Annotated in this window: 31 protein-coding genes; 14 read left to right on the forward strand and 17 right to left on the reverse strand. The window is 68.9% G+C overall.

All coding sequences use genetic code 11. The features are described from left to right. Positions 1-61: 61 nt before the first annotated feature. Positions 62-955 carry a 4-hydroxy-tetrahydrodipicolinate synthase gene (gene dapA / locus DMC61_RS30175; RefSeq protein WP_125693358.1) on the forward strand — a complete coding sequence of 298 codons (894 nt, stop codon included), beginning with the start codon at positions 62-64 and terminating at the stop codon, positions 953-955. A 152-nt stretch (positions 956-1,107) separates the two neighbouring features. Here dapA and DMC61_RS30180 read toward each other — a convergent pair whose 3' ends face one another. The 3 genes from DMC61_RS30180 to DMC61_RS30190 all read right to left on the reverse strand — a co-directional run bounded on the left by DMC61_RS30180 (position 1,108) and on the right by DMC61_RS30190 (position 3,871). Beyond that, positions 1,108-1,455 (reverse strand): RNA polymerase-binding protein RbpA, encoded by a 348-nt coding sequence (locus DMC61_RS30180; protein ID WP_005151365.1) that lies wholly within the window; start codon positions 1,453-1,455, stop codon positions 1,108-1,110. 226 nt (positions 1,456-1,681) lie between these two features. Continuing rightward, positions 1,682-2,440: a thymidine kinase gene (locus tag DMC61_RS30185; RefSeq protein ID WP_125693360.1), complete on the reverse strand. Its 759-nt coding sequence runs from the start codon at positions 2,438-2,440 to the stop codon at positions 1,682-1,684. Between the two features lie 30 nt (positions 2,441-2,470). Beyond that, positions 2,471-3,871: an MFS transporter gene (locus DMC61_RS30190; protein ID WP_125693363.1), complete on the reverse strand. Its 1,401-nt coding sequence runs from the start codon at positions 3,869-3,871 to the stop codon at positions 2,471-2,473. A 270-nt stretch (positions 3,872-4,141) separates the two neighbouring features. On the opposite strand from DMC61_RS30190, the gene DMC61_RS30195 reads away from it, so the two are divergent. Beyond that, positions 4,142-4,816, forward strand: coding sequence for a transglycosylase family protein (locus DMC61_RS30195; RefSeq protein ID WP_199750140.1), 675 nt, complete (start codon positions 4,142-4,144; stop codon positions 4,814-4,816). A gap of 57 nt (positions 4,817-4,873) precedes the next feature. On the opposite strand, the gene DMC61_RS30200 is transcribed toward DMC61_RS30195, so the two are convergent. Then, the gene (locus DMC61_RS30200) at positions 4,874-5,653 is read right to left on the reverse strand and encodes a glycerophosphodiester phosphodiesterase (RefSeq protein ID WP_125693367.1); all 780 of its coding nucleotides are present in this window, start codon (positions 5,651-5,653) and stop codon (positions 4,874-4,876) included. A gap of 66 nt (positions 5,654-5,719) precedes the next feature. On the opposite strand from DMC61_RS30200, the gene DMC61_RS30205 reads away from it, so the two are divergent. Then, positions 5,720-6,103, forward strand: a complete 384-nt coding sequence (locus DMC61_RS30205; protein WP_007034383.1) for a hypothetical protein — start codon at positions 5,720-5,722, stop codon at positions 6,101-6,103. Position 6,104: 1 nt separating this feature from the next. Here the strand turns inward: DMC61_RS30205 and DMC61_RS30210 are convergent, their stop codons facing one another. Continuing rightward, on the reverse strand, positions 6,105-7,085 hold the full coding sequence (locus DMC61_RS30210) for a tyrosine-type recombinase/integrase (RefSeq protein ID WP_125693369.1): 981 nt from the start codon (positions 7,083-7,085) through the stop codon (positions 6,105-6,107). A 551-nt stretch (positions 7,086-7,636) separates the two neighbouring features. On the opposite strand from DMC61_RS30210, the gene DMC61_RS30215 reads away from it, so the two are divergent. Then, entirely contained in the window at positions 7,637-8,176 is a 540-nt protein-coding gene (locus tag DMC61_RS30215; RefSeq protein ID WP_125693371.1) for a DUF4303 domain-containing protein, read from the forward strand. A gap of 32 nt (positions 8,177-8,208) precedes the next feature. After that, positions 8,209-8,571 (forward strand): VOC family protein, encoded by a 363-nt coding sequence (locus tag DMC61_RS30220; RefSeq protein WP_199750141.1) that lies wholly within the window; start codon positions 8,209-8,211, stop codon positions 8,569-8,571. Here the strand turns inward: DMC61_RS30220 and DMC61_RS30225 are convergent. Beyond that, positions 8,540-8,908 (reverse strand): helix-turn-helix domain-containing protein, encoded by a 369-nt coding sequence (locus DMC61_RS30225; RefSeq protein ID WP_125693373.1) that lies wholly within the window; start codon positions 8,906-8,908, stop codon positions 8,540-8,542. The genes DMC61_RS30220 and DMC61_RS30225 overlap by 32 nt on opposite strands. A 92-nt stretch (positions 8,909-9,000) precedes the next feature. On the opposite strand from DMC61_RS30225, the gene DMC61_RS30230 reads away from it, so the two are divergent. Further along, the gene (locus tag DMC61_RS30230; RefSeq protein ID WP_125693375.1) at positions 9,001-9,840 is read left to right on the forward strand and encodes an SDR family oxidoreductase; all 840 of its coding nucleotides are present in this window, start codon (positions 9,001-9,003) and stop codon (positions 9,838-9,840) included. Between the two features lie 49 nt (positions 9,841-9,889). Then, positions 9,890-10,729: a class I SAM-dependent methyltransferase gene (locus tag DMC61_RS30235; protein ID WP_125693377.1), complete on the forward strand. Its 840-nt coding sequence runs from the start codon at positions 9,890-9,892 to the stop codon at positions 10,727-10,729. A 1-nt stretch (position 10,730) separates the two neighbouring features. Here the strand turns inward: DMC61_RS30235 and DMC61_RS30240 are convergent, their stop codons facing one another. Genes DMC61_RS30240 through DMC61_RS30255 form a run of 4 tightly spaced genes read right to left on the reverse strand, consistent with a single transcriptional unit; the run spans position 10,731 to position 13,423 of the window. Continuing rightward, a complete protein-coding gene (locus tag DMC61_RS30240; protein WP_125693379.1) occupies positions 10,731-11,372 on the reverse strand; it encodes a class I SAM-dependent methyltransferase in 642 nt (213 codons plus the stop codon). A gap of 10 nt (positions 11,373-11,382) precedes the next feature. Then, positions 11,383-12,141, reverse strand: coding sequence for a putative protein N(5)-glutamine methyltransferase (locus DMC61_RS30245; protein ID WP_125693381.1), 759 nt, complete (start codon positions 12,139-12,141; stop codon positions 11,383-11,385). Beyond that, positions 12,138-12,905 carry an NAD(P)-binding domain-containing protein gene (locus DMC61_RS30250; protein ID WP_125693383.1) on the reverse strand — a complete coding sequence of 256 codons (768 nt, stop codon included), beginning with the start codon at positions 12,903-12,905 and terminating at the stop codon, positions 12,138-12,140. The genes DMC61_RS30245 and DMC61_RS30250 overlap by 4 nt, the downstream gene beginning before the upstream one ends. Before the next feature lie 2 nt (positions 12,906-12,907). Beyond that, positions 12,908-13,423 carry a DinB family protein gene (locus tag DMC61_RS30255; protein WP_016334308.1) on the reverse strand — a complete coding sequence of 172 codons (516 nt, stop codon included), beginning with the start codon at positions 13,421-13,423 and terminating at the stop codon, positions 12,908-12,910. Between the two features lie 145 nt (positions 13,424-13,568). On the opposite strand from DMC61_RS30255, the gene DMC61_RS30260 reads away from it, so the two are divergent. From DMC61_RS30260 to DMC61_RS30285, 6 genes are all read left to right on the forward strand, one after another. Further along, on the forward strand, positions 13,569-14,102 hold the full coding sequence (locus DMC61_RS30260) for an RNA polymerase sigma factor (RefSeq protein WP_125693385.1): 534 nt from the start codon (positions 13,569-13,571) through the stop codon (positions 14,100-14,102). A gap of 21 nt (positions 14,103-14,123) precedes the next feature. After that, complete coding sequence (locus DMC61_RS30265; RefSeq protein WP_125693387.1) at positions 14,124-14,582, forward strand: peroxiredoxin; 459 nt, start codon at positions 14,124-14,126, stop codon at positions 14,580-14,582. Between the two features lie 32 nt (positions 14,583-14,614). Beyond that, a complete protein-coding gene (locus DMC61_RS30270; protein ID WP_043848118.1) occupies positions 14,615-15,220 on the forward strand; it encodes a TetR/AcrR family transcriptional regulator in 606 nt (201 codons plus the stop codon). Then, complete coding sequence (locus DMC61_RS30275; RefSeq protein ID WP_125693389.1) at positions 15,204-16,823, forward strand: acyl-CoA dehydrogenase family protein; 1,620 nt, start codon at positions 15,204-15,206, stop codon at positions 16,821-16,823. Before DMC61_RS30270 ends, DMC61_RS30275 begins: the two co-directional genes overlap by 17 nt. Positions 16,824-16,989: 166 nt before the next feature. Beyond that, positions 16,990-17,421, forward strand: a complete 432-nt coding sequence (locus DMC61_RS30280; RefSeq protein WP_125693391.1) for a hypothetical protein — start codon at positions 16,990-16,992, stop codon at positions 17,419-17,421. A gap of 100 nt (positions 17,422-17,521) precedes the next feature. Continuing rightward, complete coding sequence (locus DMC61_RS30285) at positions 17,522-18,169, forward strand: DUF4865 family protein (RefSeq protein ID WP_125693393.1); 648 nt, start codon at positions 17,522-17,524, stop codon at positions 18,167-18,169. On the opposite strand, the gene DMC61_RS30290 is transcribed toward DMC61_RS30285, so the two are convergent. Both DMC61_RS30290 and DMC61_RS30295 read right to left on the reverse strand, forming a co-directional pair. Further along, a complete protein-coding gene (locus tag DMC61_RS30290; RefSeq protein WP_125693395.1) occupies positions 18,106-19,266 on the reverse strand; it encodes an SWIM zinc finger family protein in 1,161 nt (386 codons plus the stop codon). The genes DMC61_RS30285 and DMC61_RS30290 overlap by 64 nt on opposite strands. Next, positions 19,263-21,980 (reverse strand): DEAD/DEAH box helicase, encoded by a 2,718-nt coding sequence (locus tag DMC61_RS30295; protein ID WP_125693397.1) that lies wholly within the window; start codon positions 21,978-21,980, stop codon positions 19,263-19,265. The genes DMC61_RS30290 and DMC61_RS30295 overlap by 4 nt, the downstream gene beginning before the upstream one ends. Positions 21,981-22,048: 68 nt before the next feature. On the opposite strand from DMC61_RS30295, the gene DMC61_RS30300 reads away from it, so the two are divergent. Further along, the gene (locus DMC61_RS30300; RefSeq protein WP_043848117.1) at positions 22,049-22,843 is read left to right on the forward strand and encodes a TetR/AcrR family transcriptional regulator C-terminal domain-containing protein; all 795 of its coding nucleotides are present in this window, start codon (positions 22,049-22,051) and stop codon (positions 22,841-22,843) included. 83 nt (positions 22,844-22,926) lie between these two features. Here DMC61_RS30300 and DMC61_RS30305 read toward each other — a convergent pair whose 3' ends face one another. From DMC61_RS30305 to DMC61_RS30325, 5 genes are read right to left on the reverse strand one after another with little or no spacing between them, the layout of a single operon-like run. Next, positions 22,927-23,154 (reverse strand): hypothetical protein, encoded by a 228-nt coding sequence (locus tag DMC61_RS30305; protein WP_233595012.1) that lies wholly within the window; start codon positions 23,152-23,154, stop codon positions 22,927-22,929. After that, the gene (locus DMC61_RS30310) at positions 23,151-23,687 is read right to left on the reverse strand and encodes a hypothetical protein (protein WP_125693399.1); all 537 of its coding nucleotides are present in this window, start codon (positions 23,685-23,687) and stop codon (positions 23,151-23,153) included. The genes DMC61_RS30305 and DMC61_RS30310 overlap by 4 nt, the downstream gene beginning before the upstream one ends. Beyond that, entirely contained in the window at positions 23,671-25,071 is a 1,401-nt protein-coding gene (locus DMC61_RS30315) for a WXG100 family type VII secretion target (RefSeq protein ID WP_125693401.1), read from the reverse strand. The genes DMC61_RS30310 and DMC61_RS30315 overlap by 17 nt, the downstream gene beginning before the upstream one ends. Further along, entirely contained in the window at positions 25,068-25,355 is a 288-nt protein-coding gene (locus DMC61_RS30320) for a hypothetical protein (RefSeq protein ID WP_016334296.1), read from the reverse strand. Before DMC61_RS30320 ends, DMC61_RS30315 begins: the two co-directional genes overlap by 4 nt. A 9-nt stretch (positions 25,356-25,364) precedes the next feature. Beyond that, positions 25,365-26,303, reverse strand: a complete 939-nt coding sequence (locus DMC61_RS30325; RefSeq protein ID WP_125693403.1) for a hypothetical protein — start codon at positions 26,301-26,303, stop codon at positions 25,365-25,367. Positions 26,304-26,343: the final 40 nt, after the last annotated feature.

Genomic DNA, 26,343 nt, shown 5'->3' on the forward strand with positions numbered 1-26,343 from the left:
CGCAATATCGTTCAAAAACCATCGCTGGACCGCCGGTATCGGCGCCGAGAGGATCGACCGCATGACACCCTTCGGCTCCAACCTCGTCGCCATGGTCACCCCGATGGAGCCCGGCGGCGCGCTCAGCGAACCCGGCCTCACCGGCCTGGTCGACCACCTGCTGAACACCGGGTGCGACGGCATCGTCGTCGGCGGCACCACCGGAGAGTCACCCACCCTGACCGACACCGAATCCGCACGGCTCGTCCGCACCGTGGCGAACCACGCCGGTAACCGGGCGCGCGTGATCGCCGGAGTCGGCACCTACGACACCACCGCCTGCATCCGGCGCGCGAAGGAAGCCGAGGCGGCAGGCGCCGACGCGCTCCTGCTCGTCTGCCCCTACTACTCCAAGCCGACACAGGCCGGGATCGTGGCGCACTGCCAGGCGGTCGCCGACGCCACCGACCTGCCCGTGATGCTCTACGACGTCCCGGCCCGCACCGGGACGGCCATGGAAGCGGCCACCCTGATCGAACTCGCCAGCCACCCCAGGATCCGGGCCGTGAAGGACGCCAAGGGTGACCTGTTCGAAGCGATGACCGTCATGGCGCACACACCGCTGGCCTATTACTGCGGCATCGACGAACTCAACCTGCCCTACCTCGCCGCCGGCGCCACAGGCCTGGTCAGCGTCGTGGGCAACGCCGTCGCCGACCGCAACGCCGCACTCATCGCCGCCGTACGCGGGGGAGACCTCGACACCGCGCGATCGCTCAACGCCGCGTTGCTTCCGCTGGCTGAGGCCGTCATGCGTACCTCGCAGGGTGCGATCATGGCCAAGGCCGCACTGGCCGAACTCGGCGTCATCCCGCACGCGACGGTGCGGCTTCCGCTCCTCGAATCGCCGCCGGAACACCTAGGGCGCCTTCGCGACGCGTTGATGTCCCTCGGCGCCGGGTTGCTCCCCGCCTGATCGGCCGCGGGATGTCAGGAAAGGGTCGTTCCTGACGTTTCCTGTCCTGAACGGCCCTTTCCTGACATCCCCGAGACACGGCGAAGCCCCCGCGGAGGGAGGTCGCGGGGGCTTCGCCGGTTCGTGGTGGGGCTAGCTACTTGTGCCGTGCGTCAGGCGGACCGGGTGGTCCTGCGTCCCTTCAGCTCGGCGAGACGTTCGTTGAGCAGATCTTCGAGCTCCGGGATCGAACGGCGCTCCAGGAGCATGTCCCAGTGCGTCCTCGGGGGCTTGACCTTCTTCTGCTCCGGCTGCCCGCCGTCCACGATCTCGGACTCGCTGCCGTGCAGCCTGCACTCCCACACCGAGGGGATCTCGGCGTCGTCGGAGAAGGGCACCTCGAACTCGTGGTTCTTGGGGCAGGCGTAGCGCACGGTGCGCCGAGGCGCGAGGTCGTGGTTGCGGTCGGTCTCGTAGCTGACCGCTCCCAGCCGGCTTCCACGGAGAACACGGTCGGCCATGATGGGGGTCCTTTCAGTCAGCTCCGGGTGGAGCCAGGGTGATGCTCACCCTATGCAACGACGATGAGGCCCAAGAGATTCCCTGGACAGCATGTCCTTGCTCACGATGAGCTGTGTCACCCGGTGGCAACAGCTTCTCCTAGTAGGAGTGGTTTCGCGCTCTGGCGTGACGTCAATACGGCCATCTTGGTGCGGATATCCCCCAGATGGGCTAGTAGTACGCCTGTCACGTCAACCGTAACTGACCGTGTTGGGCTGAGGTGGGCCCCAGGTCGCCCAGTCGAAAGTGCCGACGGCACAATACCTGATAACGGACCGTGGTCGACTCACCCTCGGAACGTGATGCCGGTGAAGATTCAACTAGCGCCTGCTCGGTATCCGCGACCACCACGGTGTCCCCGGCCCGCAGCACCTCACCGTCGGAAACCCGCGCGTTGAACCGCCCCGTCTGCCCGCACCAGCACAACACCTCGACCTGCACCGGCTGCAACTCGTCCGCCAGCTCGAACAACCGCGCGGCCCCCGGGAACAACATGCTCCGGAAATCCGTCGCGATCCCGAAGCAGTACACGTCGATCTGGACGTCATCGGCCAGTTCAGCCAGCTGATCCACCTGATCGGGCGACAAGAACTGCGCCTCGTCGACGATCAAGTAGTCCACATGCCGCCCGGCTGCCCACTGCTCACGCACCAGCAACCGCAGATCGGTCTCGTTCCCCACCTCGATCGCCTTGCGCGTCAACCCGATCCGGCTGGTGATCTGCGGCTCCCCGGACCGGTCATGCCGCACCAGCACCATCCCGCGACGACCCTGCCGCGCGTGGTTGTGGTCGATCTGCAACGCCAGCGTCGACTTCCCGCAGTCCATCGGCCCGTAGCAGAACTTCAACTTCCCGACGACCGGCACACCCCGCCGTGAACCCGCCACCGGCACCGACGACAACGCGTCCGTGGGATCCGGGCCACTTTCCTTCAGTACGGTCACGACGCCCGACCCTATCGGCACGCTCCGCCGTCACAGCACCGCCGGTGGTCGGTTACCCGCCGCCTCGATCGCCCGGCGCACCGGGACCAGCCACACGAACACGAAACCGAGCACGAAGAAGATCACCAGCGCGATGATCGCGTACCGGAACGAGCCGGTGATCTGCCCGACCGCGGCGAACAGCAGGGGACCGAGCCACGACGTCCCGCGCTCACCGACCACGTACAGCGAGAAGTACTGCGCGTCCTTGCCCTCCGGGATCATCTGCCCGAACAACGACCGCGACAACGCGTTCGTCCCACCCAGCACCAGCCCGATACCGACCGCCACCGCGTAGAACTGCAGCGGCTGACCGGCCTCGATGAAGAACGCGAAACACAGCACAGCCACCCACGCCACCAGGCTGCCCAAGATCGTCTTCTTCGCCCCGATCCTGGCCGCGATCGCACCATGGATCATCGCGCCGGCGTACGCCAGGAACTGGATCACCAGGATCGTGACGATCAGCACCTGGGTGCTGTACTTCAGCTCGTCCTTGCCGTACTGCGCCGACACCGCCACCACCGTCGTGATCCCGTCGGTGAAGACCAGATAGCTCCCGAGGAACGCCAGCGTCAGGGGATAGGCCCGCGCGTCCTTGATCGTCCGCTTCAGCTCCTTGAACCCCGCCGTCAACACCGACAGGCCCCGCTCACTCGACTTCGGCACGTGAGTCTGGGGGAGCGCCCGCACCGCCGGGAACGTGAACACCGCCCACCAGATCCCCGACGTCAGGAAGCAGATCCGGACGGCGAGCGACTCGCTCACCCCGAAAGCCTCGTGTCCGAGGAAGAACCCGAGCTGCAGTGCCAGCGCCAAGCCACCGCCCAGATACCCGAACGCCCACCCCTTCGACGACACCGCGTCCCGCTCGTCCGGCTCCGCGATGTCCACCAGGAACGAGTAGTAGACGACCAGCGCGCCGCCGTAACCGATGTTGGCCAGGATGAACGTCCAGACCCCGACCTCCCAGTTCGTCCCCGCGATGAAGAACATCAGCGCCGACGCCACCGCACCCAGGAACGCGAACCCGCCGAGGATCCGCCGCTTGTGCCTGCTGCGGTCCGCGATCGCACCGGCGATCGGCAGCACCAGCACCTGGGTCACCGTCGCGACCGACAGCAGATATCCCCACAGCGACCCCGCCGGGAACTGCAACCCGAACAACGAGACGTCGCAGCTCTGCAGGGTGCTCGAAGCTCCACTCGAATCGGTGCACGCCCTGTCCCCGTTAAGGGTGAAATTCGCCTTCGCGTCCGCGGACGCGATCTCACTCAAATAGAGCGCTCCGAAGACGGTGATCACCGACGAATAGAACGGCGAATTGGCCCAGTCGTAGAGGTACCAAGCCCGCCACACCCGCTTGCGTTCACGGGTCACGGCCACCGTCATGCACAGCTCCTGAAGTCGAGAACGTCGAGGTCAGCGGGAGACTACTGGCGATCACACCCACGTGTCCGGCACGAGTCCGGACCGTGTTCGTTTCGACGCGAGACGAACCCTTCCCGGACACCTTCTCGGCCATCGTCGGCGTGTCGCTGCCACGGTCCCCGTGTGTTTCGTGTGAGGCTGGTGAGCGAGCTGTGACTCTTGTGAAGCAAGTGTCCTGTATTTACTGTTCCGCTCATGAGGACCCATCGCCTTCGCACAGCACACCGCGTAGTGGCGAGAACGCTCCTGCTCGCCCTCGCCGTGACGGGCCTGCAGATCGCCACCACCGGATCCGCCGCCGCGGATCCCCACGGCTCCTACTGGGCCAAGCTCCGCATGTGTGAATCGAGCGGGCGCTACAACATCAACACCGGCAACGGCTACTACGGCGCCTACCAGTTCGACCTGCCCACCTGGCGCAGCGTCGGCGGCCAAGGACGACCCGACCAGGCCGCTCCCCGCGAACAGGACTACCGGGCCCTCTACCTGTACCGCATGCGCGGCTGGCAACCCTGGGAATGCGCCGGCAAACTCGGCTTCCGCAACGACAGCGACGCCCGCAGCAAGCGCGTCCCGTCCTACGCCGAATCGGCCTACATCGGCGGGGGAGGACAGCCCGCCCCGCCGCCCGCACCCAAGCCGAAGCCCACCCCGCCCGCTCCGCCCGGCGGCCCCAAACCCGCCTGGCCCGGCGTCGTCTACGCCTACGGCGACTGCGCCGTCCCGCTCAAGCAGTTCCAGCTACGGATGAACGCCTTCGGCTACGGCTTCACCGGAACAGGCTGCTACTACGACAAAACCCGCGAAGCCGTCCTCGCCCTCCAGCGCGCCAACGGCATCAACGACTCGGGACGGCTCGGCCCCAAGACCTGGGACGCCGCCTGGAACGGCAAACCACCCCGCTGATCCCTCGCGTTTAGTCCTCTAAATGCGTGTGAGCGCATTTAGAGGACTAAACGCGGGTCAGGACGGCCAAGCGCCGCGTTCCCGGAGCACCTCACGCAGCAGATCCGGCCGATCCGTCACGATCCCGTGCACCCCCAGATCCAGCAGCAACCGCATCTCCGCCGGATCGTCCACCGTCCACGTGTGCACCTCGAAACCCCCACGCGTCGCCTGCCGCAGGAACGCCCGGTCCACCACCTTCAACCGGCCCTGCCGCACCGGCACCTGCGCCATCGCACCCCGCGACAACGCCCGCAGCGAGAACAGCGGCAAGAACCCGTTCGCCCACATCACCGCCACCGAACGCGGCCCCATCGCCGTCACCAGCTTCGGCCCAGCCAGCTTCCGGATCCGCGCCAACCGCGCGTCGGAGAACGACGCCGCCGCCACCCGGTCATGCGCACCCGACCGCTCGATCGCCCGGACGAAGGGCTCCACCGCGTCGTTCGACTTCACGTCGATGTTGAACCGTGCCTCCGGCAGCTCCTCGAGCACGTCCTCCAGCCGCGACAACGGCGCACGCCCGCCGATCTTGACCGTCCGCAGCTGGGCCCACGTCTGCTGCGAGATCAACCCGGTGCCATCGGTCGTCCGGTCCAACGCCGCGTCGTGATGCACGACCACCACGCCATCCGACGTCGCGTGCACATCCGTCTCGAGATAGCGGTAGCCCTCCGTCACCGCCTGCTGGAAGGCGGGCAACGAGTTCTCCAGTCCTTCCAGGTCACCGAGGTGCCAGCCCCGATGGGCGAAGGCACGCGGAAGCGGATCGGCGAGGTACGGAAACAGTGTCGGCACCCCACTAGTGTGCACTTCGGTCGTGGCCCCGGCATGATCGTCGGGTGGCCAGCTAGGGTCTGAACCGTGAGGGAAGTGGCCGAACACCCGAAGACGTCCGCCGAAGAGGTGTCCGAGCTACGCCGCGCGGGGGCACCCAAACACTGCGGATGGTGCGGCAGGCGCCTCGAACAGGGCGGCAACGTCGGCAGGCGCCGCCGTTACTGTGGGCAATCGTGCCGCCAGCGGGCCTACGAACGGCGAACCGCCTTGCAGCGCAGCGGCCTCCCCGAAGACGCCGTCGTCCTCTCCGACACCGAGATCGCCACCCTGCAGGACCGGCTCTTCCAGCTCCGCTGCGCCGCGGAGGACGTCGTCACCGCGGCCGACGACGGCGCCTCCGTCGCCGAACTCCGCAGCCTGGCGGGCGAAATCGCCCAGGCCGCCAAGGACCTCGAACAACTCCGCTGACCTACACGATCCCGTCCAGCGCCCGGTACGTCCGGTTGCTCGCGGCCGCCGCCCGCTGCTCACGACCGGTCGCCTCGATGTAGTTCTGACTGGTCGCCAGGCTCGCGTGCCCCAGCAGCGCCATGATCTCCGACGCGGTCGCGCCGTCCTCCGCCAGCCGGGTGGCGAACGTGTGCCGCAACGCGTGGAGGTTCGCCCCGACCGGCACCCTGTCGTGCAGGCCCGCCCACCGGTAGCAGGACTTGACCAGATACTCCAGCGCGCCCCGGCCGATCGGCTCGCCGGCACGATCCCGGAGGAGGGGAGTGGAGGGCCCGAACCGCTGCTGCGGAAACCGGCGGCGACAGGAGGCGAGGTACTCCTCGATGATCTTCTCCATGATCGGCTGCACCGGGATCGACCTGTCCCGGCTTCCCTTGCCGTGGACGTGCAACCGCATCTCGCCCTGACGGCCGACCAGCGACCGCGCCGTCAGTGCCCGCATCTCCGCGGCACGCAGCCCGGCGACCAGCCCGAGCGCGATCACCAGGACGTCCCGCTCCGGCCACGGATCCCGGGTCCGGCGCGCACCGTCGGCCGCGGCCGCGAGCAACTGCTCCGGGGTTTCCTCGCCCCGCAAGGGTTTCGGCGTCAACGGAGGCGCCTTCGGCCGCGCGACGGCGCCCATCGGATTGCCCGAGAGCAGCCCGTCGGACACACAGAACGTGAGGAACTGGTTCCAGGTCGACCACGCACGCAGGACCGAACTCTTCGCGTGGGTGTCGGCGAAGGCGCCGAAGGCGTTGCGAAGTGCCTGGGCGGTAAGCATCTCGACCATGAGGTCGTCAGGGGAGCGGTCCAGCTCGCGGAGCAAAAGAGCGGTGATGCCGGCGAGGTCGCGGCGGTAGGCGTCGGTGGTGTGAGGAGAATCCTTACGGGGACGACGTGCGGCGAAAAAGGCTTGCTGTGCCTCGGAAACCCTCATGAACATCTTGTACCGCATGGCACCGACAGTCTTACACTGGGTTATATTCCGTTTCATGCATAATAGTGATTATGCATGAAACGGAATGATGGGTCCGGAAACCCCTCGCGGGGGATCTCGACCCTCCCGTCGGCCTCTGAGGTGTCATGAAAGGGTCATTCCTGACGTTTTTCGTCCTGAACGACCCTTTCATGACACATCCGGACCCAAGGGCTGCGGACATCGTCGACCTGGCCGACTCGGCGGGATCTGCCCGCGACTGACGCCTCCATTGATCATCTTCACCCCGAGACGCCCGGATCGATTCGTCACAGTGACGTATTGAGGTCGAGTGATCGGACATCGGTTCTTCGCCCTCGGGGGTGTCCTGAGGCGCCCTGGAGCCTCAGGACGTCGGCGCCGCAGAGAGAACGGTAGGGAGTCATGCCTGCGTCGGACGCGACGAAGGACGCTTTCGCTGCGCGACATGCGGTGAAGGACGCTTTCAGCCCGCCCTGGAGGCCCCTCTCGACCGTCGTTATCCAGGTCGTCCAAAGTGCCGATAATGTACATTATGTCAAGTAAGCGGTATGTGGTTCGATGCCCCCATGACCCCGACCGAAGCCGACCTCGCTGACGCCTTGACCGCGGCCACCCGTGCGGCTGTCACAAACCTGTTCCGCGACAACCCCGGCCACACCTTCTACTACGTCACGCTGACAACGCCCGGCGAAGCGTTCGGTCCGGCACTGTCGGCCTGGTCGCACGAAGCGCTGGCTCAGCGAACCGACGCTGCCGAGGTCCGCTACTCCTACGCCGATTCGCCGTTCTCGATTTTGGGTGAGAACCACCTGAAGCCGGTCCGCGATCTGTTCGCCGCCCGGCCGGCGGTATACGACCTCGACGACGAAGCCTCCGAGGCCGAGTTCGACCTTCGACTGCGTGCGATGGAGACGGCGCTGCACAGGCTGGCCGACGAAGGACTGTTCGGCGCCGGCGAGGCTCGCGGGGAAATCCTGATACTGGCCGAGGTCGTTCCCGAGGACGAGGACAACGCCGCCCGGGCTCGTCGGCTCAACCCGCCTGGGCCGGCGCTGGATGCTTGGCTGACCTACTGGGGCCTCGGCTGATACACGGCACAAGATGTCGCGTATTGGGTGGAATGGTCCTGTCATGGAATCTCGGCTCAACCCGTACGATCGCGGATTTCGGTTCGCCCGACTCCCCTGCCGCTGACAAGGTGATGCACGCTCAGCTCGACACCGCGGACGGACAAACGCTGATGGCCTGCGACGTCGATGGCCAGGTCGAGGACGTGCCCCACTCCCCTGGCAACAACGTCGCTGTCTATCTCGGCGGCGACGGACAACTTCGCGAATACTTCGAGAAGTTGTCCGTCGGCGGCACCGTGATGATGCCTCTGGAGAAACAGCTGTGGGGTGACGACGCTGGGGCGTTGGTGGACAAGTTCGGGATTTCCTGGATGTTCAACATCACCCTGCCGCCGGAGCCACTCGTCGGGTGACCCGATCGAACAATTCGACCAGCGGCTCACTGACCTCCCGACCGAACTCGGTCAGCCCATAGGTGACCTGTGGCGGCGTCGTGGGCTCGACCTGTCGCCAGATCAGGCCGTCCTGGACGAGTGCGCGCAGGGACTGGGCGAGCATCTTCTCGCTGATCCCCTGAATGCTCTCGCGTAGCTCGTAGAAGCGGAGATCGTTGCGCTGCAAGGAGATCAGTACCCAGATCCCCCACCGGCTGGTGACGTGGCCGACCACGTCGCGCGCGGCGCAGTCGGTGTGAAACACCTCATACCGCACCTCGGTGTCGGGCGGTGTGAACTGCGCGCCTCCTGCCATGGGAGAAGCTTACCTCTGGGTATGTACTTACGAAAGGTTAGCCCGGATCCCTAGCGTCGTCGCCACGAGAAGATCGAGCGAAGGAGTTGGCCATGATCGTGGTGACCGGGGCTACGGGGAACATCGGTAAGCCGTTGACGCGGGCCTTGGCGGAGGCCGGCGAGCAGGTGACGGCGGTGTCGCGGCACGCCTCGGCGGCACCGTCCGGCGGCAGGCATGTGGTGGCCGATCTGGCGGAGCCCGCCACGCTCGCACCCGCCTTGGCCGGGGCGAAGGCGTTGTTCCTGCTGCTTTCCGGTGATCTGCATGCCGTCGGGGCGAACCCGGCCGACATCATCGATTTGGCGGCGGCGAGCGGGGTGCGCCGGGTCGTCCTGCTCTCGACGTTGGGTGTGGCGACCAGGCCGTTCGGCACGACGCGGATCGCGATGCGTGAGCTGGAGGACGCGGTGCGGGAGTCCGGTTTGGACTGGGCGATTCTGCGGCCGGGTGGTTTCGCCTCCAACGCGTTGTGGTGGGCGGAGTCCGTTCGCTTGCGGCAGGTGGTCGCGGCTCCGTTCGGGGACACCGGGGTGCCGATCGTCGATCCGGCGGATATCGCGGAGGTCGCGGCCGCTTGCTTGGTGGACGACCGGCATCTCGGTGAGGTGTACGAGCTGACCGGTCCGGCGGTGATCACACCACGCGAGCAGGCTGCGGCCCTCGCTGACGTTTTGGGCTCGCCGGTGCGTTTTAACGAGCTCACGCGGGACGAGGCCAAGGAGAGGATGGTCCTGAGCATGCCGGCGGAGCTCGCGGACGACACCTTGGACATCATCGGTTCGCCGACTCCGGCCGAGTTGCGGGTGAGTCCGGATGTGGAGCGGGTGCTCGGTCGCGCACCGCGGTCGTTCGCCGAGTGGGCCGCCAGGAATGTCGCCGCGTTCCGCTGACGGGTCGCGCTAGGGTCGTCCCCGGATACCGATTCTGGGGGTTGCCGAAATGTCCGATAGCACCGCTGTGCGTGTCGATCCGTCCAACGAGCGGATGTTGAAGGCGTGGGACGGGGACGACGGCTCGCTGTGGGCGAAGCGCGCGCAGCGTTTCAACGACGGTGTCGCCGCGTACCGGGATCTCTTCTTCGCCGCGGCCGATGTCCAGTCGGCGGATCGGGTCCTCGACGTAGGTTGCGGTGCCGGTCAAACGACGCGGGACGCGGCCCGGCTGGCCGTCGCGGGTTCGGCGCTGGGTGTCGATCTCTCGAGTGAGATGCTCGGTGTCGCTCGACGGCTCGCCGAGGAGGAGCGTGTTCCCAACGTCGCGTTCGAGCAGGCGGACGCGCAGGTCCATCCGTTCGCCGAGGCGTCGTTCGACGTGGTGATCAGCAGGCATGGCTCGATGTTCTTCGGTACTCCCCTGGCCGCGTTCGGCAATCTGGCCAGGGCGACCCGGCCGGGTGGCCGTCTGGTCCTGCTGACGTGGCAGCCGTTGCGGCTCAACGAATGGATCACCACGTTCCGGACGATCTTCGCGGCGGGCCGTGAGGTTCCGTCGGCGGATCTCGCGCTCAGCGATCCCCGGGAGATCGAAGAGTTGCTGACCTCCGCCGGGTACGTCGACATCGAGTGCACGGCGGTGAACAAGCCGATGTACTTCGGTGCGGACGTCGACGACGCGGCCGAGTTCATCGTCGAGCAGCACGGTGGGCGGTTGGACGACCTGGATGACACCGCGCGGGACGGTGCCATCCAGGCTCTGCGTGCGGATCTCGCCGAGCACCAGGCCGACCGGGGCGTTTTCTACGGCTCGGCGGCCTGGCTCGTCGAGGCGCGGCGTCCTTGACCTACTGCTTGCGGGCGATCAGGTAGGCCTGTGGGGTGTTTTCGAACTCCCCGGACGGCTCGCGGACGAGGGTGGAGAGCAGACTGAAGCCGGCCTCCCCCAGTTGTGCGGCGATCTTCTCTGGCGCCAGCCGGTAGGCGTCGCAGGAGATGTCGTGGCCATACGCGTGCTCGATGTGGCGTACTTCGTCGCCTACCTGGAAGGCGAGCAGCAGATGGCCGCCCAGGGCGAGGATCCGGTGGAAGTCGGCGAAGATCTCCGGCAGTCGCTCCCGCGGGGTGTGGATGATGGAGTACCAGGCGACGACGCCGGCGAGTGAACCGTCCTCAAGGGACAGTCCGGGCATCTCCCCCAGCTGGAAGTCCAGATGTGGGTACCACTTCCGGGCGACGGCGAGCATCCCCGGAGAGAGGTCGACGCCGTGGATGTCGAGCCCGAGCTGGTGGAGGTACTCGGTGATGCGGCCGGTTCCGCAGCCGATTTCGGTGACGCGGCCGCCGCCGGCGGCCTGGACGAGCTCGGTGTACGCGCCGAGGACGGCTCGGTCCCAGGTGGATCCGGCGAGGTGGTCGCGGAGGAGTTCGGCGTAGTCGGCCGCGACCGTGTCGTAGGCGGTGCGGGTTGTTTGGAGGTAGTCGGTCACGGCGGCGACCCTAGACCCGGGCACCGACAACAATCGTCGCGTACAGCTCTTCGTCGGTGATCACTTCGGGAGTCAAACCGTTGTGTGCCATGGCTTCCGCGGTGCTCGCGGCTTGGCTTTCACCGGTTTCGATCAGCAGGTGCCCGGTTGGTGAGAGCCAGTGGAGGGCTTCGGCGGCGACCCGGCGGTGGACGTCGACGCCGTCGTGGCCGCCGTCGAGCGCGACGCGGGGTTCGTGGTCTCGCGCCTCGGGCGGCATCATCGCGATGGCGTCGGTGGGGACGTACGGGGCGTTGACGACCAGGATGTCGACGCGGCCTCGTAGCGATGCGGGAAGTGGTGCGTACAGGTCGCCTTCGAAGACCTCTCCCCCGGCTTGGGCGACGTTCTTGCGTGCGCAGCGGACGGCGGCGGGTTCGATGTCGGCCGCGTAGAGCCGGATTTCGCCGAGTTCGGCGGCAATGGCGGCGCCGAGTGCGCCGGTTCCGCAGCAGAGGTCGAGGACCATCGCTCCTGGTCCGGCGAGGGTGACGGCGTGGCGGACGAGGAGTTCGGAGCGTTGCCGTGGCACGAAGACGCCGGGTTCGACGGCGATGCGGAGTCCGTGGAATCCGGCCCAGCCGAGGATGACTTCGAGTGGTTCGCCGTCGATGCGGCGTTGGACCATGGTGTCGAGTTCGGCCGGGGTGCGGGCTTCGGCGGTGAGGAGCCGGGCTTCGTCTTCGGCGAAGACGCACCCGGCCGCCCGCAGTTTGTCGATGATGGTCACTTGTCCCGCAGTCTGGTGAGGATTCCGTCGAGGGCCTCGCGGACGGTGTCGGGGACGCCGTTGGTGCGCAGGTCGGTGAGGAATTGTTCGTTGAGCCCGCCGGGGGTCATGTGTTTGCCGGTGAGGGTTTCGAGGGAGCCGTTCTGTTCGGCGAGGGATTGGCCGAGCTGGCCGAAGATGTGGCTGGTGAAGGCGGTCGCGGTGGTGTCGTCGATGCCCTGGTCGGTCATCCAGGCGGCGATGGTGCCGAGGTAGTCGAGGTGGGCGGCGAAGGTGGCGGTGGCGCCGCTGAAGATGTCGAGGTCCTTCTCGGCGGCGGGGACGACGCTGCCGCCGATGCTGTCGAAGAGGTCGCGGGCTTCGGGGTTGTCGGGGTACATCGCGGTGAGGCTCTGGCGGCGTGCGGCGGGCGGCAGCGGGATGCTCCGGACGACCTCGCCGGCGGGGGCGGCCCAGTCGCGCAGCCGGTCGAGGGGGACGCCGGCGAGGGCGCTGATCAGGACGTGTTCGGGGTGGAAGGTGAGGTCGCGGAGGACTTCTTCGGCGATCGGCGGGCGGACGGCGAGGATGATCGTCGTGGCGCTGTCGACGACGGCTTGGTTGCTGTCGCGGACTTCGACGTTGGCGAAGCGGGCGGAGAGTTCTTGTCCGACGCTGCGGCTGCGCGGTGAGAGGAAGATCCGTGGCGGGTCGGTGATGTCCTTGCTGAGGCCCTCGACGATGGCGGCGGTGATCTCCCCCGCGCCGATGAATCCGTAGTCCATGGTCAGGCTCCCGTGTGGCCGTCGACGCGTTCGCGGATGAGGTCGGCGTGCCCGTTGTGGCGGGCGTATTCGCCGATCATGTGGAGGTAGAGCATGCGGAGTGAGAAGGGGTTTCCGCCGAGGTCGAAGGTGTCGTCGAGGGATCCTTCGGCGGCGGCCTCGTCGGCCAGCCGGATTTCTTCGAGGAGGATGTCGTAGGCCTCTTCGGCTTTAGCGGCGTCGAGGACTTCGAAGTCGTGGTCCTTGCCGAGGGCGGGGTCGTAGAGGGGTTCGATGTCCTGTGCGGCGTAGCGCAGGCGGAACCAGAAGCGTTCGACCTTGGCGAGGTGCCGGACGAGGCCGAGGAGGGTCATGTTCGACGGCGGGACCGACGCCGTGGCGAGTTGTTCTCCGGTGAGACCGGCCAGCTTGTGGAGGAAGGTGCTGCGGTGCCAGGTCAGCAGGGAGGGCAGGAGGATCCGCTCGTCGGCGGCGGTGTCGCCGGACGGTCGGGTCACCTCGGGGGCGGTCCATGTCATAGCGGCGATCATGCCATCGGGTGGCGTGGGGTTCGTGGTGCGCCGGCTGGGGTGAGCGGGGTCACGTGGGAGGGGCTGAATCCTTTTGTGTGGTTCCCGGCTCTTGTAAGGGCCGGGACAAGCCCGGCGCGGGAGGAGGTTCGTCGTGGAGGCCGATTGGCCGCGGGATTCGCTGATCGTGGCGGCGCAGGGCGGGGACGCGTCCGCCATCGCCGCTTTGGTTTCGGGTTCCCATCCGCATGTGCAGCGGTTCGCGCGGTCGTTGTGTGCTTCGCCGGAGGACGCGGAGGATTCGGCGCAGGAGGCGCTGATCATCCTGTATCGGAAGATCGGTTCGCTGCGGGCGACCGGTGCGCTGGCGTCGTGGATGTTCCGGATCGTGCGCAACGAATGTCTCCGGCGGGCGCGCCGGGCGTGGCGTGGTGACGATCTGGCGGATTCCGTGGTGATGGTGTCGGCCGAAGAGGACGCCTTGGATCGGCTGGAGGCGCAGCGGGTGGCCGCGGCGATCGCCGAGTTGCCCGCCGATCAGCGTCGCGTCTTGATCATGCGTGACATCCAGGGCCATTCGGGCCGTGCGGTGGCCGGCGCGCTCGGGCTGAGCCCGGCCGCGATGAAGTCCCGGCTGCATCGCGCGCGGGCGGCGGTCCGTGCCTCTCTCGACATCCCCTCTTCCTGACCTTCTGTTGAGGAGTCTTCAATGCTCGAAATCGGTTCCACGGTGCCTGATGTCGTTCTGGAGGACACGTCCGGGCAGGCCGTGCGGCTTGCGGAGTTCCGTGGCACGGGCAACGTGTTGATCTACTTCATGCGGTCGACATCGTGCCCGGTGTGCAACGGCCATGTGAAGGATCTCGTGGGGCGTGCGGAGGAGCTGGCCGCCGCCGACGTGCGGGTGCTGGTCGCGGTCCCGGAGGACCGGGCGGAGGCCAAGGCGTGGCGGGCGAAGCGCGGGGTGCCGTTCCGGGTGGTCACCGGTCGGGGCGCTACGCCGCACGAGGCCTTCGGATTGGGGAAGAAGCTGCTGCAGCAGTCGGGCAGTGTGCTGTTCGACCGGGACGGGGTGGTCCGTCACGCGCATGCGGCGACCATGCCGACCGGCGCTTATGACAAGAAGGGCATCGCCAAGGCCGTTGAAGGGCTCGCCAAGGTGCGTTGACTGAAGGTGTGAATCGGTGCTTCACTTCTTGGGTGCCGTATCGACGTACACCGAAGGTCCAGGAGCGTTTGGACGCTCAGCGCGACGCCGTCCTGGCCGCCGCCATGGAGCAGTTGGCCGAGCGCGGGTACGCGGGCTGCTCGGTGGCGGCGGTCGCGGAACGCGCGGGCGTGGCGGTCGGCAGCGTGTACCGCCACTACCCCACCAAGGCCGCGCTGGTCGTGGAGTTGTTCCGCAAGGTCGTCACGCGTGAGGTCGAGGCTGTGCGCGAGGTGTCGGAGCGGCCCGGTACGCCCGCGGAGCGGGTCGTGGCGGTCTTCGACACCTTCGCGAGCCGGGCGTTGAAGACCCCGCGGATGGCGTACGCGCTGCTGGCCGAGCCCGTGGACGCGCCGATCGAGGCCGAGCGCCTGGTGTTCCGGCGCGCGTTCCGTGACGTCGTGGCCCAGCACGTGGCCGACGGCGTCCGGTCCGGGGTCCTGCCGGCCCAGGACGCGGACGTCACCGCGGCGGCGCTCGTCGGCGCGGCCGCCGAGGTGCTGATCGGCCCGTTGACCACCGGCGGCGCGGACGAGGTGTCCGGGCTGCGCACTTTCGTCCTGCGTTCCTTGGGAGGTTCCGATGCCGGTCACTCATGAGGTCACCAATCAGGTCCCGCCGCTGGCGGAGTACGACGTCGCCGCCGATCCGGCCCTGCTGGAGGGCCTGGAGCGGGCGGGCGCGGGCTGGGCGGTGGCCGAGGTGCACGCGCTCGGCAGGCTCGCCGGGAGCGAGCAGGCGCAGGAGTGGGGCAGGCTGGTCAACGAGAACGAGCCGGTGCTGCGGACGCACGACCGGGTCGGGAACCGGATCGACGAGGTCGAGTTCCACCCGTACTGGCACGAGCTGATGGACGTCGCGGTGTCCTATGGGCTGCACGCGGCGCCGTGGCGGGATCCCCGTCCGGGCGCGCACGCGGCGCGGGCGGCGAAGATGTACGTGTGGGGGCAGGTCGACGCGGGGCACACGTGCCCGATTTCGATGACGTACGCGGCGGTGCCGGCGTTGCGGTTCAACCCCGAACTGTCCGCGCGGTACGAGCCGTTGCTGGCGGCGACGGAGTACGACTTCGGGCTGCGTGAGCCGAGTTCGAAGCGCGGGCTCATCGCCGGGATGTCGATGACGGAGAAGCAGGGCGGTTCCGACGTCCGGGCGAACACCACCACGGCGCGTCCGCTGGGTGACGGCAGCTACGTGATCGTCGGGCACAAGTGGTTCACCTCGGCGCCGATGTCGGACATGTTCCTGACGCTGGCCCAGGCGCCCGGCGGGCTGTCGTGTTTCCTGCTCCCCCGTGTCCTGCCGGACGGCTCGCGCAACGGGATCCGGCTCCAGCGGCTGAAGGACAAGCTGGGCAACCGGTCCAACGCGTCGTCGGAGATCGAGTACGACGACGCGATCGGCTGGCTGATCGGCGAGGAGGGCCGGGGGGTGCGCACCATCATCGAGATGGTGAACAACACCCGGCTGGACTGCGCGGTCGGGAGCGCCGCGGGGATGCGGTACGGCGCGGTGCGGGCGATCCACCACGCGCGGCATCGGCGCGCGTTCGGGGCGAATCTGGTGGATCAGCCGCTGATGGGCAACGTGCTGGCGGATCTCGTCGTGGAGTCCGAAGCGGCGACAACGGTCGGGATGCGGCTGGCGTCGGCCACCGACCGGCCGGAGGACGAGCAGGAGCAGGCGTTCCGGCGGCTGGGCTTGGCGGTGACGAAGTACTGGGTGTGCAAGCGCGGTCCGTCGCACGCGGTGGAGGCGCTGGAATGCCTGGGCGGGAACGGGTACGTCGAGGAATCGGGGATGCCGCGGCTCTACCGTGAGGCTCCGCTGATGTCGATCTGGGAGGGTTCGGGCAACGTCGCGGCGCTGGACGCGCTGCGGGCGATGGCGAAGCAGCCGGAGTCGGTGGCGGCGTACTTCACCGAGGTCGAGCAGTCCTCCGGTGCCGACGCGCGGCTGGACGACGCGGTGGGCAGGCTGCGCAAGGAGCTGTCCGATCTGTCGGACATCGAGTACCGGGCGCGGCGGCTGGTCGAGTCGATGGCGCTGGTGCTGCAGGGTTCGCTGCTGGTGCGGCACGGGACGCCGGCGGTGGCCGACGCGTTCTGCGCGTCGCGGCTGGGCGGTGACTGGGGTGTCGCGTTCGGGACGCTTCCGTCCGGAGTGGACACGCGGGTGATCATTTCCCGCGCGGAGGTCTGAGGGCGGGCGGCGAACGCGTTCCGGACTCTCGGTACCCGTATGACCACGTGCAGCGGCGGTCCGGCCGATTCACCCGGCCGGACCGCCGCTCAGCACTGCGAACAGCCGCAGGATTGCGGAATTCGGGTGCATGCAAGGGCTCTCGGGTCGGCTACGTTCCTCGGTCATGGTTTATCGCCGAAGATGCCTGGTCCTGGTTCCCGTGGCGCTGTTCGCCGCCGGCTGCGCGACGGCCGCCCCGACGCCGATCTTCTCGGCGGCGAGTCCGGAGACTTCCGCGGAGAGCGCGCCGATGTTGGGAGCGGCGGCCCCGTCCGGCGCGCCGTTCGTGGCGGCGAACGGACGGGACCTGAGGTCCTGCGCCGACGGTGAGTGCGAGGTGCTCGTCCGGACCGGGGACCAGATCCCCAACGACGGCGGCGCCGGACCGCTCGCGGTCGCGGTCCAGGCCGGGAAGGTGGGGCTCGCTCCGGCTTCGGGCGGGATGGGCGCCGCGGTGTCCGGTCCGCCGGGGATGGCCCATCAGATCAACCGGCAGGTGATCGTCGTCGTCGCGGTGCAGGGCGACGAAGGGATCGTCCGGCTCAGCCGGAAATAGCCGGTCAGTTCAGCCCGGCGACGAATTCGCTCAGCAGCCGGTTCGCCGTCGCGGACGCGTACAGGGAAAGGTAGGCTCTGTACCTACTAGTATGTACGGCATGCATGCGATGCAGTACGAGATCACCCTCCCCGCCGACTACGACATGGGCATCATCCGCGACCGCGTCGCCACCCGCGGACATCTGCTCGACGACTTCGGCGGTCTGGGGCTGAAGGTCTACGGGATCCGTGAGCGCGGCGTCGACGGCTCGACGCTGAACCAGTACTCGCCCTTCTACCTGTGGCACGACGAAGCCGGGATGAACGCCTTCCTCTTCGGCGGCCCGTTCAGCGGCATCGTCGAATCCTTCGGGCGTCCCGCCGTGCAGCACTGGACCGTGCTCGGCTTCGAGGAGGGACCCGCGTTCGGCGCTTCCCCGGTCGCGGCGGGAAAGCACGTCGTGCGGATCCCCGACGAGACAGACCCGGTGGCCTTCCTCGGCGAAGCTCTCGACGGGCTTCACGAGCACCTGCGCCAGGACGGCGCGCATTCGGGCGCACTGGCCGTCGACCCGCGGACCTGGCAGGTCGTCCGCTACACCCTTTGGGCAGGCGAGGCACCGGAGTCGGACGAGGTCCGGTACCGGATCCTCCACCTGTCCTCGCCGCACCTGGATCGGCTGCGGCGAGGACGGCAGTGGGATCAGCCGAGCAGCGCGGCGAACAGCGCACCGGGATCGGCTTCGGGCGGACCGGCGGGCCACTGATCCCGGTACGGGTACCAGAGCCCGTCCTTGCCCAGCCGCACCTGCACCCCGGTTCCGTGGACGGTGCAGTGGTTGCGTTCGACGTCCAGGCCCTCGCCTGGATCGTCCACGACCTCGGCGAAGGCGGCCCGCGCCCGGCCCATCGCCTGTGACGGCGGTGTCCACGCGGTCTCCAGGACCTCGAGACCGGCTCGGCCACCGTGCCGCCAGGCGAGCACCGAGCGGTCGAAGTCCTCACCGTTCTCGGCCGGGCGCAGCCTGTCGGCGGCCTCCGGACGAGTCGCGGCGAGCCGGACGGCGTCCTGCTTGCGGGTGAGCTTCGGCTGCGACTCCAGCAGCGCCCCGGCCATCTGTCCCGCGTTGGCGACCAGCAGGGCGAAGGCATCGGCCGGGATGTCGGGCGCCCCGGGCACGGTCGGGCCCCCGGTGGGCGCGAACGCGGTGAGATCCGGCAACGGGCCGGGCTCGTCGGCGTACGCCCGCTCGGCGTCGATGTCGTCGTCACCGGTGCGTACGAACCGGGGTGCGTTGCGCCGCTGCAGCTCGTCGAGCAGCTCCCGCTCCCCCTTGCCGCGCATCAGCAACAGCACGAAGGGGTCGGCGTCGAGCAGCCACGACGCCTGGAACGACAGCGCCGCGGCGTGACGGCACGGCAGCTCCCAGCCGGGGCAGTCGCAGTCCGGGTCGAGGTCACCGATCCCGGGCAGCAGATGCACCCCGGCGTCGTCGGCGGCCTCGACGAGGTCGTGCGGCATGTCCCGGTCCAGCAACGCGGCGAGATGCCCGGCACGCGAGGCGACCCGGTCGAGGAACCGGTCCCATTCATCCCCGGTCAGCTCCGCGAGGCGGACCTCGGTGCGGTACTGGCCCTCCTGATCGTCGACCACCGCCGCGATCCGGCCCGGGCTGACCGTGATCGGGCCGACCCTGCCCGCCGCGGCGTACTTGCGGCCTTGTTTGAGCTGCTGCAGATCCAGTGCGGTGTCCTCCATCGCGCTGATCCACGCGCGGCCCCACCACGAGCGGGCGAACTGACCTCGTCCACCCTGGGCACCGAAAGCGGGGAAACCGCGGACGCGGTCGTCTGGCGTGCTCATCGGCGGCTCCTCAACTCGACCAGATCGGCCAGCTCCTCGTCGGTCAGTTCGGTCAGGGCGGCCTCGCCGCCGGCCAGCACCGCGTCGGCGAGCGCGCGTTTCTCCCGCAGCATCGCCGCGATCCGGTCCTCGACCGTGCCCTCGGCGATGAGCCGGTGCACCTGCACCGGGCGGGTCTGCCCGATCCGGTACGCGCGGTCGGTCGCCTGGTCCTCCACCGCGGGGTTCCACCAGCGGTCGTAGTGCACGACGTGATCGGCGCGCGTCAGGTTCAGCCCGGTGCCCGCGGCCTTGAGCGACAACAGGAACACCGGAACCTCACCGGCCTGGAATCGGCGCACGAGCTCCTCGCGTTTGGGCACCGGGGTGCCGCCGTGCAGCAGCTGTGTGCCGATCCCGCGCTGCGCGAGATGCCGTTCCAGCAGCCGCGCCATGGCGACGTACTGCGTGAACACCAGCACCGCGCCGTCCTCGGCGAGGATCGTGCCCAGCAGTTCGTCGAGCAGCTCGAGCTTGCCCGACCGGCCGTCCAGCACCGCTTCCGACGGCTCCTTGAGGTACTGCGCGGGGTGGTTGCAGATCTGCTTGAGCCCGGTGAGCAGCTTGACGATCCGGCCGCGGCGCGCGATGCCCTCGCTGCCGGCGATCTCGGCCATCAGCTCGCGCACCGTCGCCTCGTACAACGTCGCCTGCTCGGACGTGAGCGTCACCGGCCGGTCGGTCTCGGTCTTGGCCGGCAGCTCCGGCGCGATCCCCGGATCGGATTTGCGTCGGCGCAACAGGAACGGGCGGACGAGCCGGGAGAGGCGTTCCGCGGCGTCCGGGTCCTTTCCGGACTCGACCGGTTTCGCCCACACGCGGCGGAAGTCGGCCATGGTGCCGAGCAGGCCCGGTGTCGTCCAGTCCAGGATCGCCCACAGCTCGGCGAGGTTGTTCTCCACCGGGGTGCCCGTGAGCGCCACCCGCGCCGACGACTTCAGCGTCCGCAACGCCTTCGCCGTGCCGGAGCGGTGGTTCTTGACGTGCTGGGCCTCGTCGGCCACCAGCAGTCCCCAGTGGACGGACCCCAGCGGTTCCGGGTCCACCCGCAGGGTGCCGTAGGTGGTGAGCACGAAGCCGTCGCCGAGGTCGTCGAGTGAGCGTTCGGTGCCGTGGAACCGCCGCACCGGGACACCGGGGGCGAACTTGGTGATCTCGCGCTCCCAGTTCCCCAGCAACGAGGCCGGGCAGACGACCAGCGTCGGGCCGTTCGCGCGGTGCAGATGCAGCGAGATCAGCGTGATCGTCTTGCCGAGCCCCATGTCGTCGGCGAGACAGCCGCCGAGCCCGATCGAGGTCATGGCGGTGAGCCACTGCAGGCCGCGCATCTGGTAATCGCGCAGCGTCGCGGCCAGGCCTCGGGGCGGAGCCTGCGGTTCCGGTGGGGCGAGCAGCCGCTCCCGCAACGCGGCGAGCCAGCTGTCGGTGAGGACGTCGACGCGTTCACCGTCGATCTCGGTGGTCCCGCTCAGGGCGGCACCGAGCGCGTCGATCGGCGTGAGCGGCTTCAGCGCGCGATCCCGCGCCTTCGCCGCGAGCGCCGGGTCGACGAGCACCCACTGATCCCGCAACCGCACGACGGGACGGTGCGCCTCGGCCAGCGCGTCCATCTCGGCCGCGGTGAGCGGCGCGCCACCGAGGGCCAGCTGCCAGTCGAACTGCAGCAGCGTGCCGCCGGCGAAGAACGACGGAAGATCGGCGGGCGGGGCGTCCCCACCGCCGACGACCGCCTTCGCGCTCAGGTCGCGCGCGAGATCGGCGGGCCAGTGCACGTCGATGCCCGCCGTGGCCAGCAGCGGGGCCGCGGTGGTGAGCAGTTCGGTGATGTCGGTGTCCCCGAGTCCGACCTCGTCGGGGACCGCGGCGCCGAGCAGCGGTTCCAGCGGCGGCCACAACTGCGCGGCCCTGCGCAGCGCCAGCATCACGTCGATCCGCGCCCTCGGGCCGAACCGGTCGTCGCCCGCCCAGAGCGCGGCGGCGTCGATCAGGACGCCGGGGTCGGCGAGGCTGTGCACCTGGACGACCCCGCTGAACCGGCCGATCGTGAAGTCGTCTCCCGGCGCTTCGATTCGGATCGAGACCCGGACGCCGGAATCCAGCCCGGCCGCGACCTCGGCCGCCCAGTCCCGCAACTGCGGAACGCGATGCGAAGGCGCGGCGGCGAACGCCTTCACCCCAGCGGCTTGAGCGGCGGCGGGCGTGCGGGGAAGGGTGTCGGCCACGGCGTCCAGGAACGCGCGCAGCAACGGATACCGTGCCGGAAGCAGGTTTCCCTCACCCGGGATGGCCCGCGCTCGCGCGGGCATCGCTTCGGACAACTCGCGCAGCCAGGCGGCGTCGGCCGGTTCCAGCGGGCCTGCGCGCCAAGCGTCCACATCGGACTCCGTGAGCCCGGGAAGCAGCCTGCCCGCCTCGGCGAGCTTCAACGCCGCCGTGGCGGCCGTGCTCCAGAAACGCGCGGAGGGGTCGTCGCTCTCCTTGAGACGCAGCAGCGCGGGAAGCGCTTCGGCCATCGGCAGCCGGACACACGGCACGGTGACGATCTCGGGGAGGGCGACGGTCACCTCCCCGGCCCCCGGCGTGTTCCCCTCGGCGTTCCAGAAGACGAATCCGCTGGTCCGAGGGGGATTTTTCGGTTCGAAAGCAACACTGCCGAAACCGTCGTGAGACGCCACTCAACCCCAATCTCTGTACGGTGTACAGTTCAGGATAACACAACTCCGTACACCGTAGAGAGAATGTGATGACGGACGCGGAACACACCGGGGCGGGCGACCCGCGGCGGACCATCGAGCTGCTCTGGGGCGTGCGCGAGAAACCCCGCCGCGGCCCCAAACCCAAGCTCACCGTCGACGAGATCGTCACCACGGCGATCGAGATCGCCGACGCAGAAGGCATCACCTCGCTGTCGGTGCGCCGGGGTGCGGACAAGCTCGGCGTCTCCCCCATGACGATCTACACCTACATCCACAGCCGCGCCGAACTGCTCGACCTGATGATGGACCGGGTCCACGGTGAACTGACCGATCCCCCGGCCAGTCACGACTGGCGGGTCACGATGACGATCCTCGCCGAGGACGCCTGGGAGATGTACCACCGGCATCCGTGGATGCTGCAGCTCACCACCGGCCGTCTCCCCCTCGGCCCGCACACCTTCGCGAAGCACGAACGCGAGCTGAAGGCCGTCGACGCCATCGGGCTCACCGACCTGGAGATGGACGCCGTCGTGGCGATGGTCAACGGCTTCGTCCAGGGCATCGCGCGCGGCTCGGTGGAATCGGCGAGTCTCGTGCGGCGCTCCGGCCTGACGGACATGGAATGGTGGACGGCCAGCGCGCCCGTGCTCGCGGAGATCCCCGAAGCCGACGCCGGCCTGTTCCCGCTGGCGGCACGCATCGGGCAGGCCGCCGGGGAAGCGCACGGTGCGGCGAGCGCGCCGCTGCACACCTTCCGGTTCGGGCTGGCGCGGATCCTGGACGGGGTCGAGCAACTGGTCACCGGTGGTTCCGGTACCTCGGGGACCGAACTTCCCTCCTGAGCGTTCTCGCGTGATTGAGTGGACGACACGTGTGATCCGGCGGACGACACGCGTGACTGGACGGACGACACTGTCGCGGCAGGTCAGTTACCGCGTTCTCGGAGTCGGCGGTAGAGCAGCCACAACGCCAGCGCGACCGGCGTCAGGACCGCCGTGAACAGGATCCCGGCGAACATCCCGTACCCATGCGGGTCCCACGACAGCCCGGTCGCGCTGAGCACCACCCTGCCGACGAGCAGCACGATCACCGCCACGACACCGACGAACGCGCCGAGCACGACGCGCCGCACCACCGTCCGCGAGGCCGTCATGCCGGATCGGGAGTGCAGACGGTCAGGAACGACTTCCGGTTCTCGCGCTGCACGTCCGCGGCGTCCATCCAGCCGCTCCGGCCGAACAGGTAGCTCCCCGCCGGATGCCCGGCCGACTCACGCAGCACCTGGGCGAGGTCGGCCTTGGCCCCGAACGCTTTCGGGCCGTCGACGGCGATGTTGACCGAGCCCGCCTTGGTCCAGTCGTACGCCGCGGGCAGCGGTGTCCGGACCTGGAGGCCACCGGCGTCCGCGGCGGAACCGCCCAGCAGGTCCAGCCGCTCGACCCGCACGCCCGGCTTCGGCGCGGCCCACACCTGTTCCGTGCTGTTCTGCGTGCCGGAGTCGAAGGTCAGCCTCAGGCCGGTGACGCCCTCGCACGGGGTGCCCGTCCACAGTTTCAAGACGCCGCCGTCGACCCGGAACCCGGCCTCCGGCGGCAGTGACGGCGCGAACTGCGCCTTGGTATCGCACGCCGCGGTCACCGCCACCACGAGCAACGCGGCGCAGGCCCGCTTAGTGATATCCGCCATCGGTGAGTCCCGCGTCTTCCTCGGTTTCGTTGCCGCCGGTGACCTGCTCCCACGCGTAGGAGGCGAGGAAGCCGGCATAGCCTTCGCGTGCCCATTGCTGGGAGTGGCGCTCCTCGTGGTGCAGCAACCGGTCCAGGTCGAGCGAGCCCTGGGACGCGCCGTCGTCGTCCTCGTACCAGGCGTGCCCCGACTTCACCACCTCGCGAAGTTGCTGCGCCGGATCCTTCGCGTCGTCGATGTTCAGCATGAACGTGTCGCCCCAGGCGGTCCCGCCCTGTTGGCTGAACTGGTCCTGGATGAGGTTCCCGCCCAGGCCCATCATCATGCCGTTCGGGGTGGTCACCAGCCGCCCGCCGTTGCCGTGGACGAAACCGACGTCGTCGTCGTAGCTCCAGGAGTTCTTCCGCTGCCGGTCGGTGATCCGCCGCAGTTCCTCGGATCCGTACGGGGTCGGCGCGAAGTCGGTCTTCTCGCCTTCGGTGCCGTAGTCGGTGCCCGCGTTCAGGATGTAGGTCATCCGCACCGCTTTGGCGGCGTCGTCCCCGCTGATGTCGGTCGGCATCAGGAAGTACGACTTGTAGGTTCCGTCGCCGTCCTCGTCCTCGCGGATCTCCTCCATCCCGTCGAGGACCTTGAAGTCCTCCGGCGTGATGTCGTGCTCGTCGGCGATCTTCTTGATGGTGTCGATCGATACGCCCCGGCGTACGGCGTTCTCGAGCCACTGCCGGTAGTGCCCGGACGCGGGTGGCCCGCTCAGCAGCCCGGCGTCGCGCAGCGCCTGCTCCATCTCGACGACTCCGGCGTCGATCTGCCCGGCCTTCTTGGCGCCTGCCAGGTCGGTCGCCTCGTGGTCGCTGATCTTGCCGTCCTGCACGAGCCCCATCACCCGGGCGAGGGCGGCGTCGATGCTGGTCGCCGCGGTGAGGATCGCCTTGGTTTCCTGCTCCAGCTGCTTCCGGATGGTTTCGCGGTGCCGCTGGGACTCGGCGCGCTCTTCGGCCTCGAACCGTGACTTCGGCGGTGGGTCGGCGGGTTTGCCGTCCACGATCGCGCCGTCGGCGGCGATGCTGAACTGGTAGGTGCCGGCGAGGGAGTCGTTGTTGGCGACCCTGGTCTTCAGCGCGGACACATCGTCCGACGCGTTCTGCAGGGCACGTTCGACGGCGGACAGTTCCGCGATCAGGATCTCGGCCTTGTTCCGTGTGTCGCCCAGCGAACCGCGGGCGCGCTCGCCGGCGGGGCCGCGCCAGTCGGGCAGTTTCCTGGCGTCGTCGAGTTCGTCCTGCAGCCCGATGAGTTTGTCCCGACGGCCACCCAGGTCGGTGGCCGTCGCGTTGAGTGCCTCGGCGTCCCACTTGCGGACGTCGTGGTAGCCGACCGTCATCCTCCGAACGCCTCCTCCGCGGAGTTCTCGTTTTCGGAGTACGCCTTGGCGGCTTTGGTGATCGATTCGCTCCAGCGGTCGATCTCGCCTGCCCACCCCTTCGCGCGCTCGGTGCACGTCGACGCCAGGGTGGGCGCGCTCTTCGCGGCCTCTCCGCCCGGCAGCGCCGTCGCTATCGCGCCCAAACCGGTGCCCGGTTCCACGGCTCTGGCCTGGTCCGCGGCGGATCCCGCCGCCTTGGCCGCGGCCCGCAACTGACCGATCTCGACCTCGTATCCGCTCACAGCGGGACCTTACGTCAGCTCGGAAGGCTCCACAGCCGATTCGCGCGAAGGGATGGCAAGCCGCCGGACGACGTCGTCGTACCGCGCCTGATCGGCGGCCGCGCGGGCGTGCGCCCGCTCCAGTTCCTCGGCGAGAGCCGTCGCCCGGGCTTCGGCGAGGCTTCGGGCCATGTGTTCTTCCGCGAGCGACGTCCGAAGCCCGGCCGAGTCCTTTTCGGACACCGTCGCCCGCGTCTTGGCCTCGTCGAGCCGGTCCCGCAGTGCCGCGACTTCCGCGGCCGCCCTGGCCAGTGCCGTGTCGCGCTCGGCCAGCTCCGTGGTCAGGCGGGACTTCTCCTCACGCAGCGTCCGGAGCTCGGCGGCCAGCTCATCACGGGCACGTTCCGCCGCGACGGTCGCGGCTTCCGCGGCACCGCGGGCTCGTTCGTGGGCGGCGACCTCGGCCCACGAACGCTGCCGGATCTCCTCCGCGTCCTTCACGGCCTGTTCGGCGGCGCGTTCCGCCTTGGCCTTGGCCGCCTTGTCGTCGCGGGACGCGGCCACCGCGGCCGCGCGCGCGGTGTCGGCCTTCGCCGCCGCCTGCTGTGCGTCCTCGGCCTCGCGCCGGGCCGTCGCCGCGTCGGTCTCGGCTTCGGTCACCCGGCCCAGCGCCGCCTCTCCGGCGTCGTCGAACCGCGAACGCATCGCGTCCAGCAGTTCCACGAGCGACGCCGCCGTCGGCGTGAATTCGTCGGCGATCCGGCGGACCTCCAGTAGCGGATCGGCCACGCTCGCCACCGCGGCCGCCCGCCGGGCCCGCGAGGCGGCGTCGGCGTGGGCCTTGCCGCAATAGGCCGAGGGACGGCCACCCTTGCGTTTCCCCTCGGCGTCCACCGCGGGTGGGGGCAGGGGATTCTCGCAGCCTTCCAGCGCGCACAGCCGGACCTCGTCGGCGTCCGTATCGATCACCGCAGCAGGGTAGCGCCGACGCTCCGCCGATAGGGTCGCT

Origin of the sequence: Amycolatopsis sp. WAC 04169 (assembly GCF_003947535.1) — a bacterium.
Taxonomy (GTDB): Bacteria; Actinomycetota; Actinomycetes; order Mycobacteriales; family Pseudonocardiaceae; genus Amycolatopsis; species Amycolatopsis keratiniphila.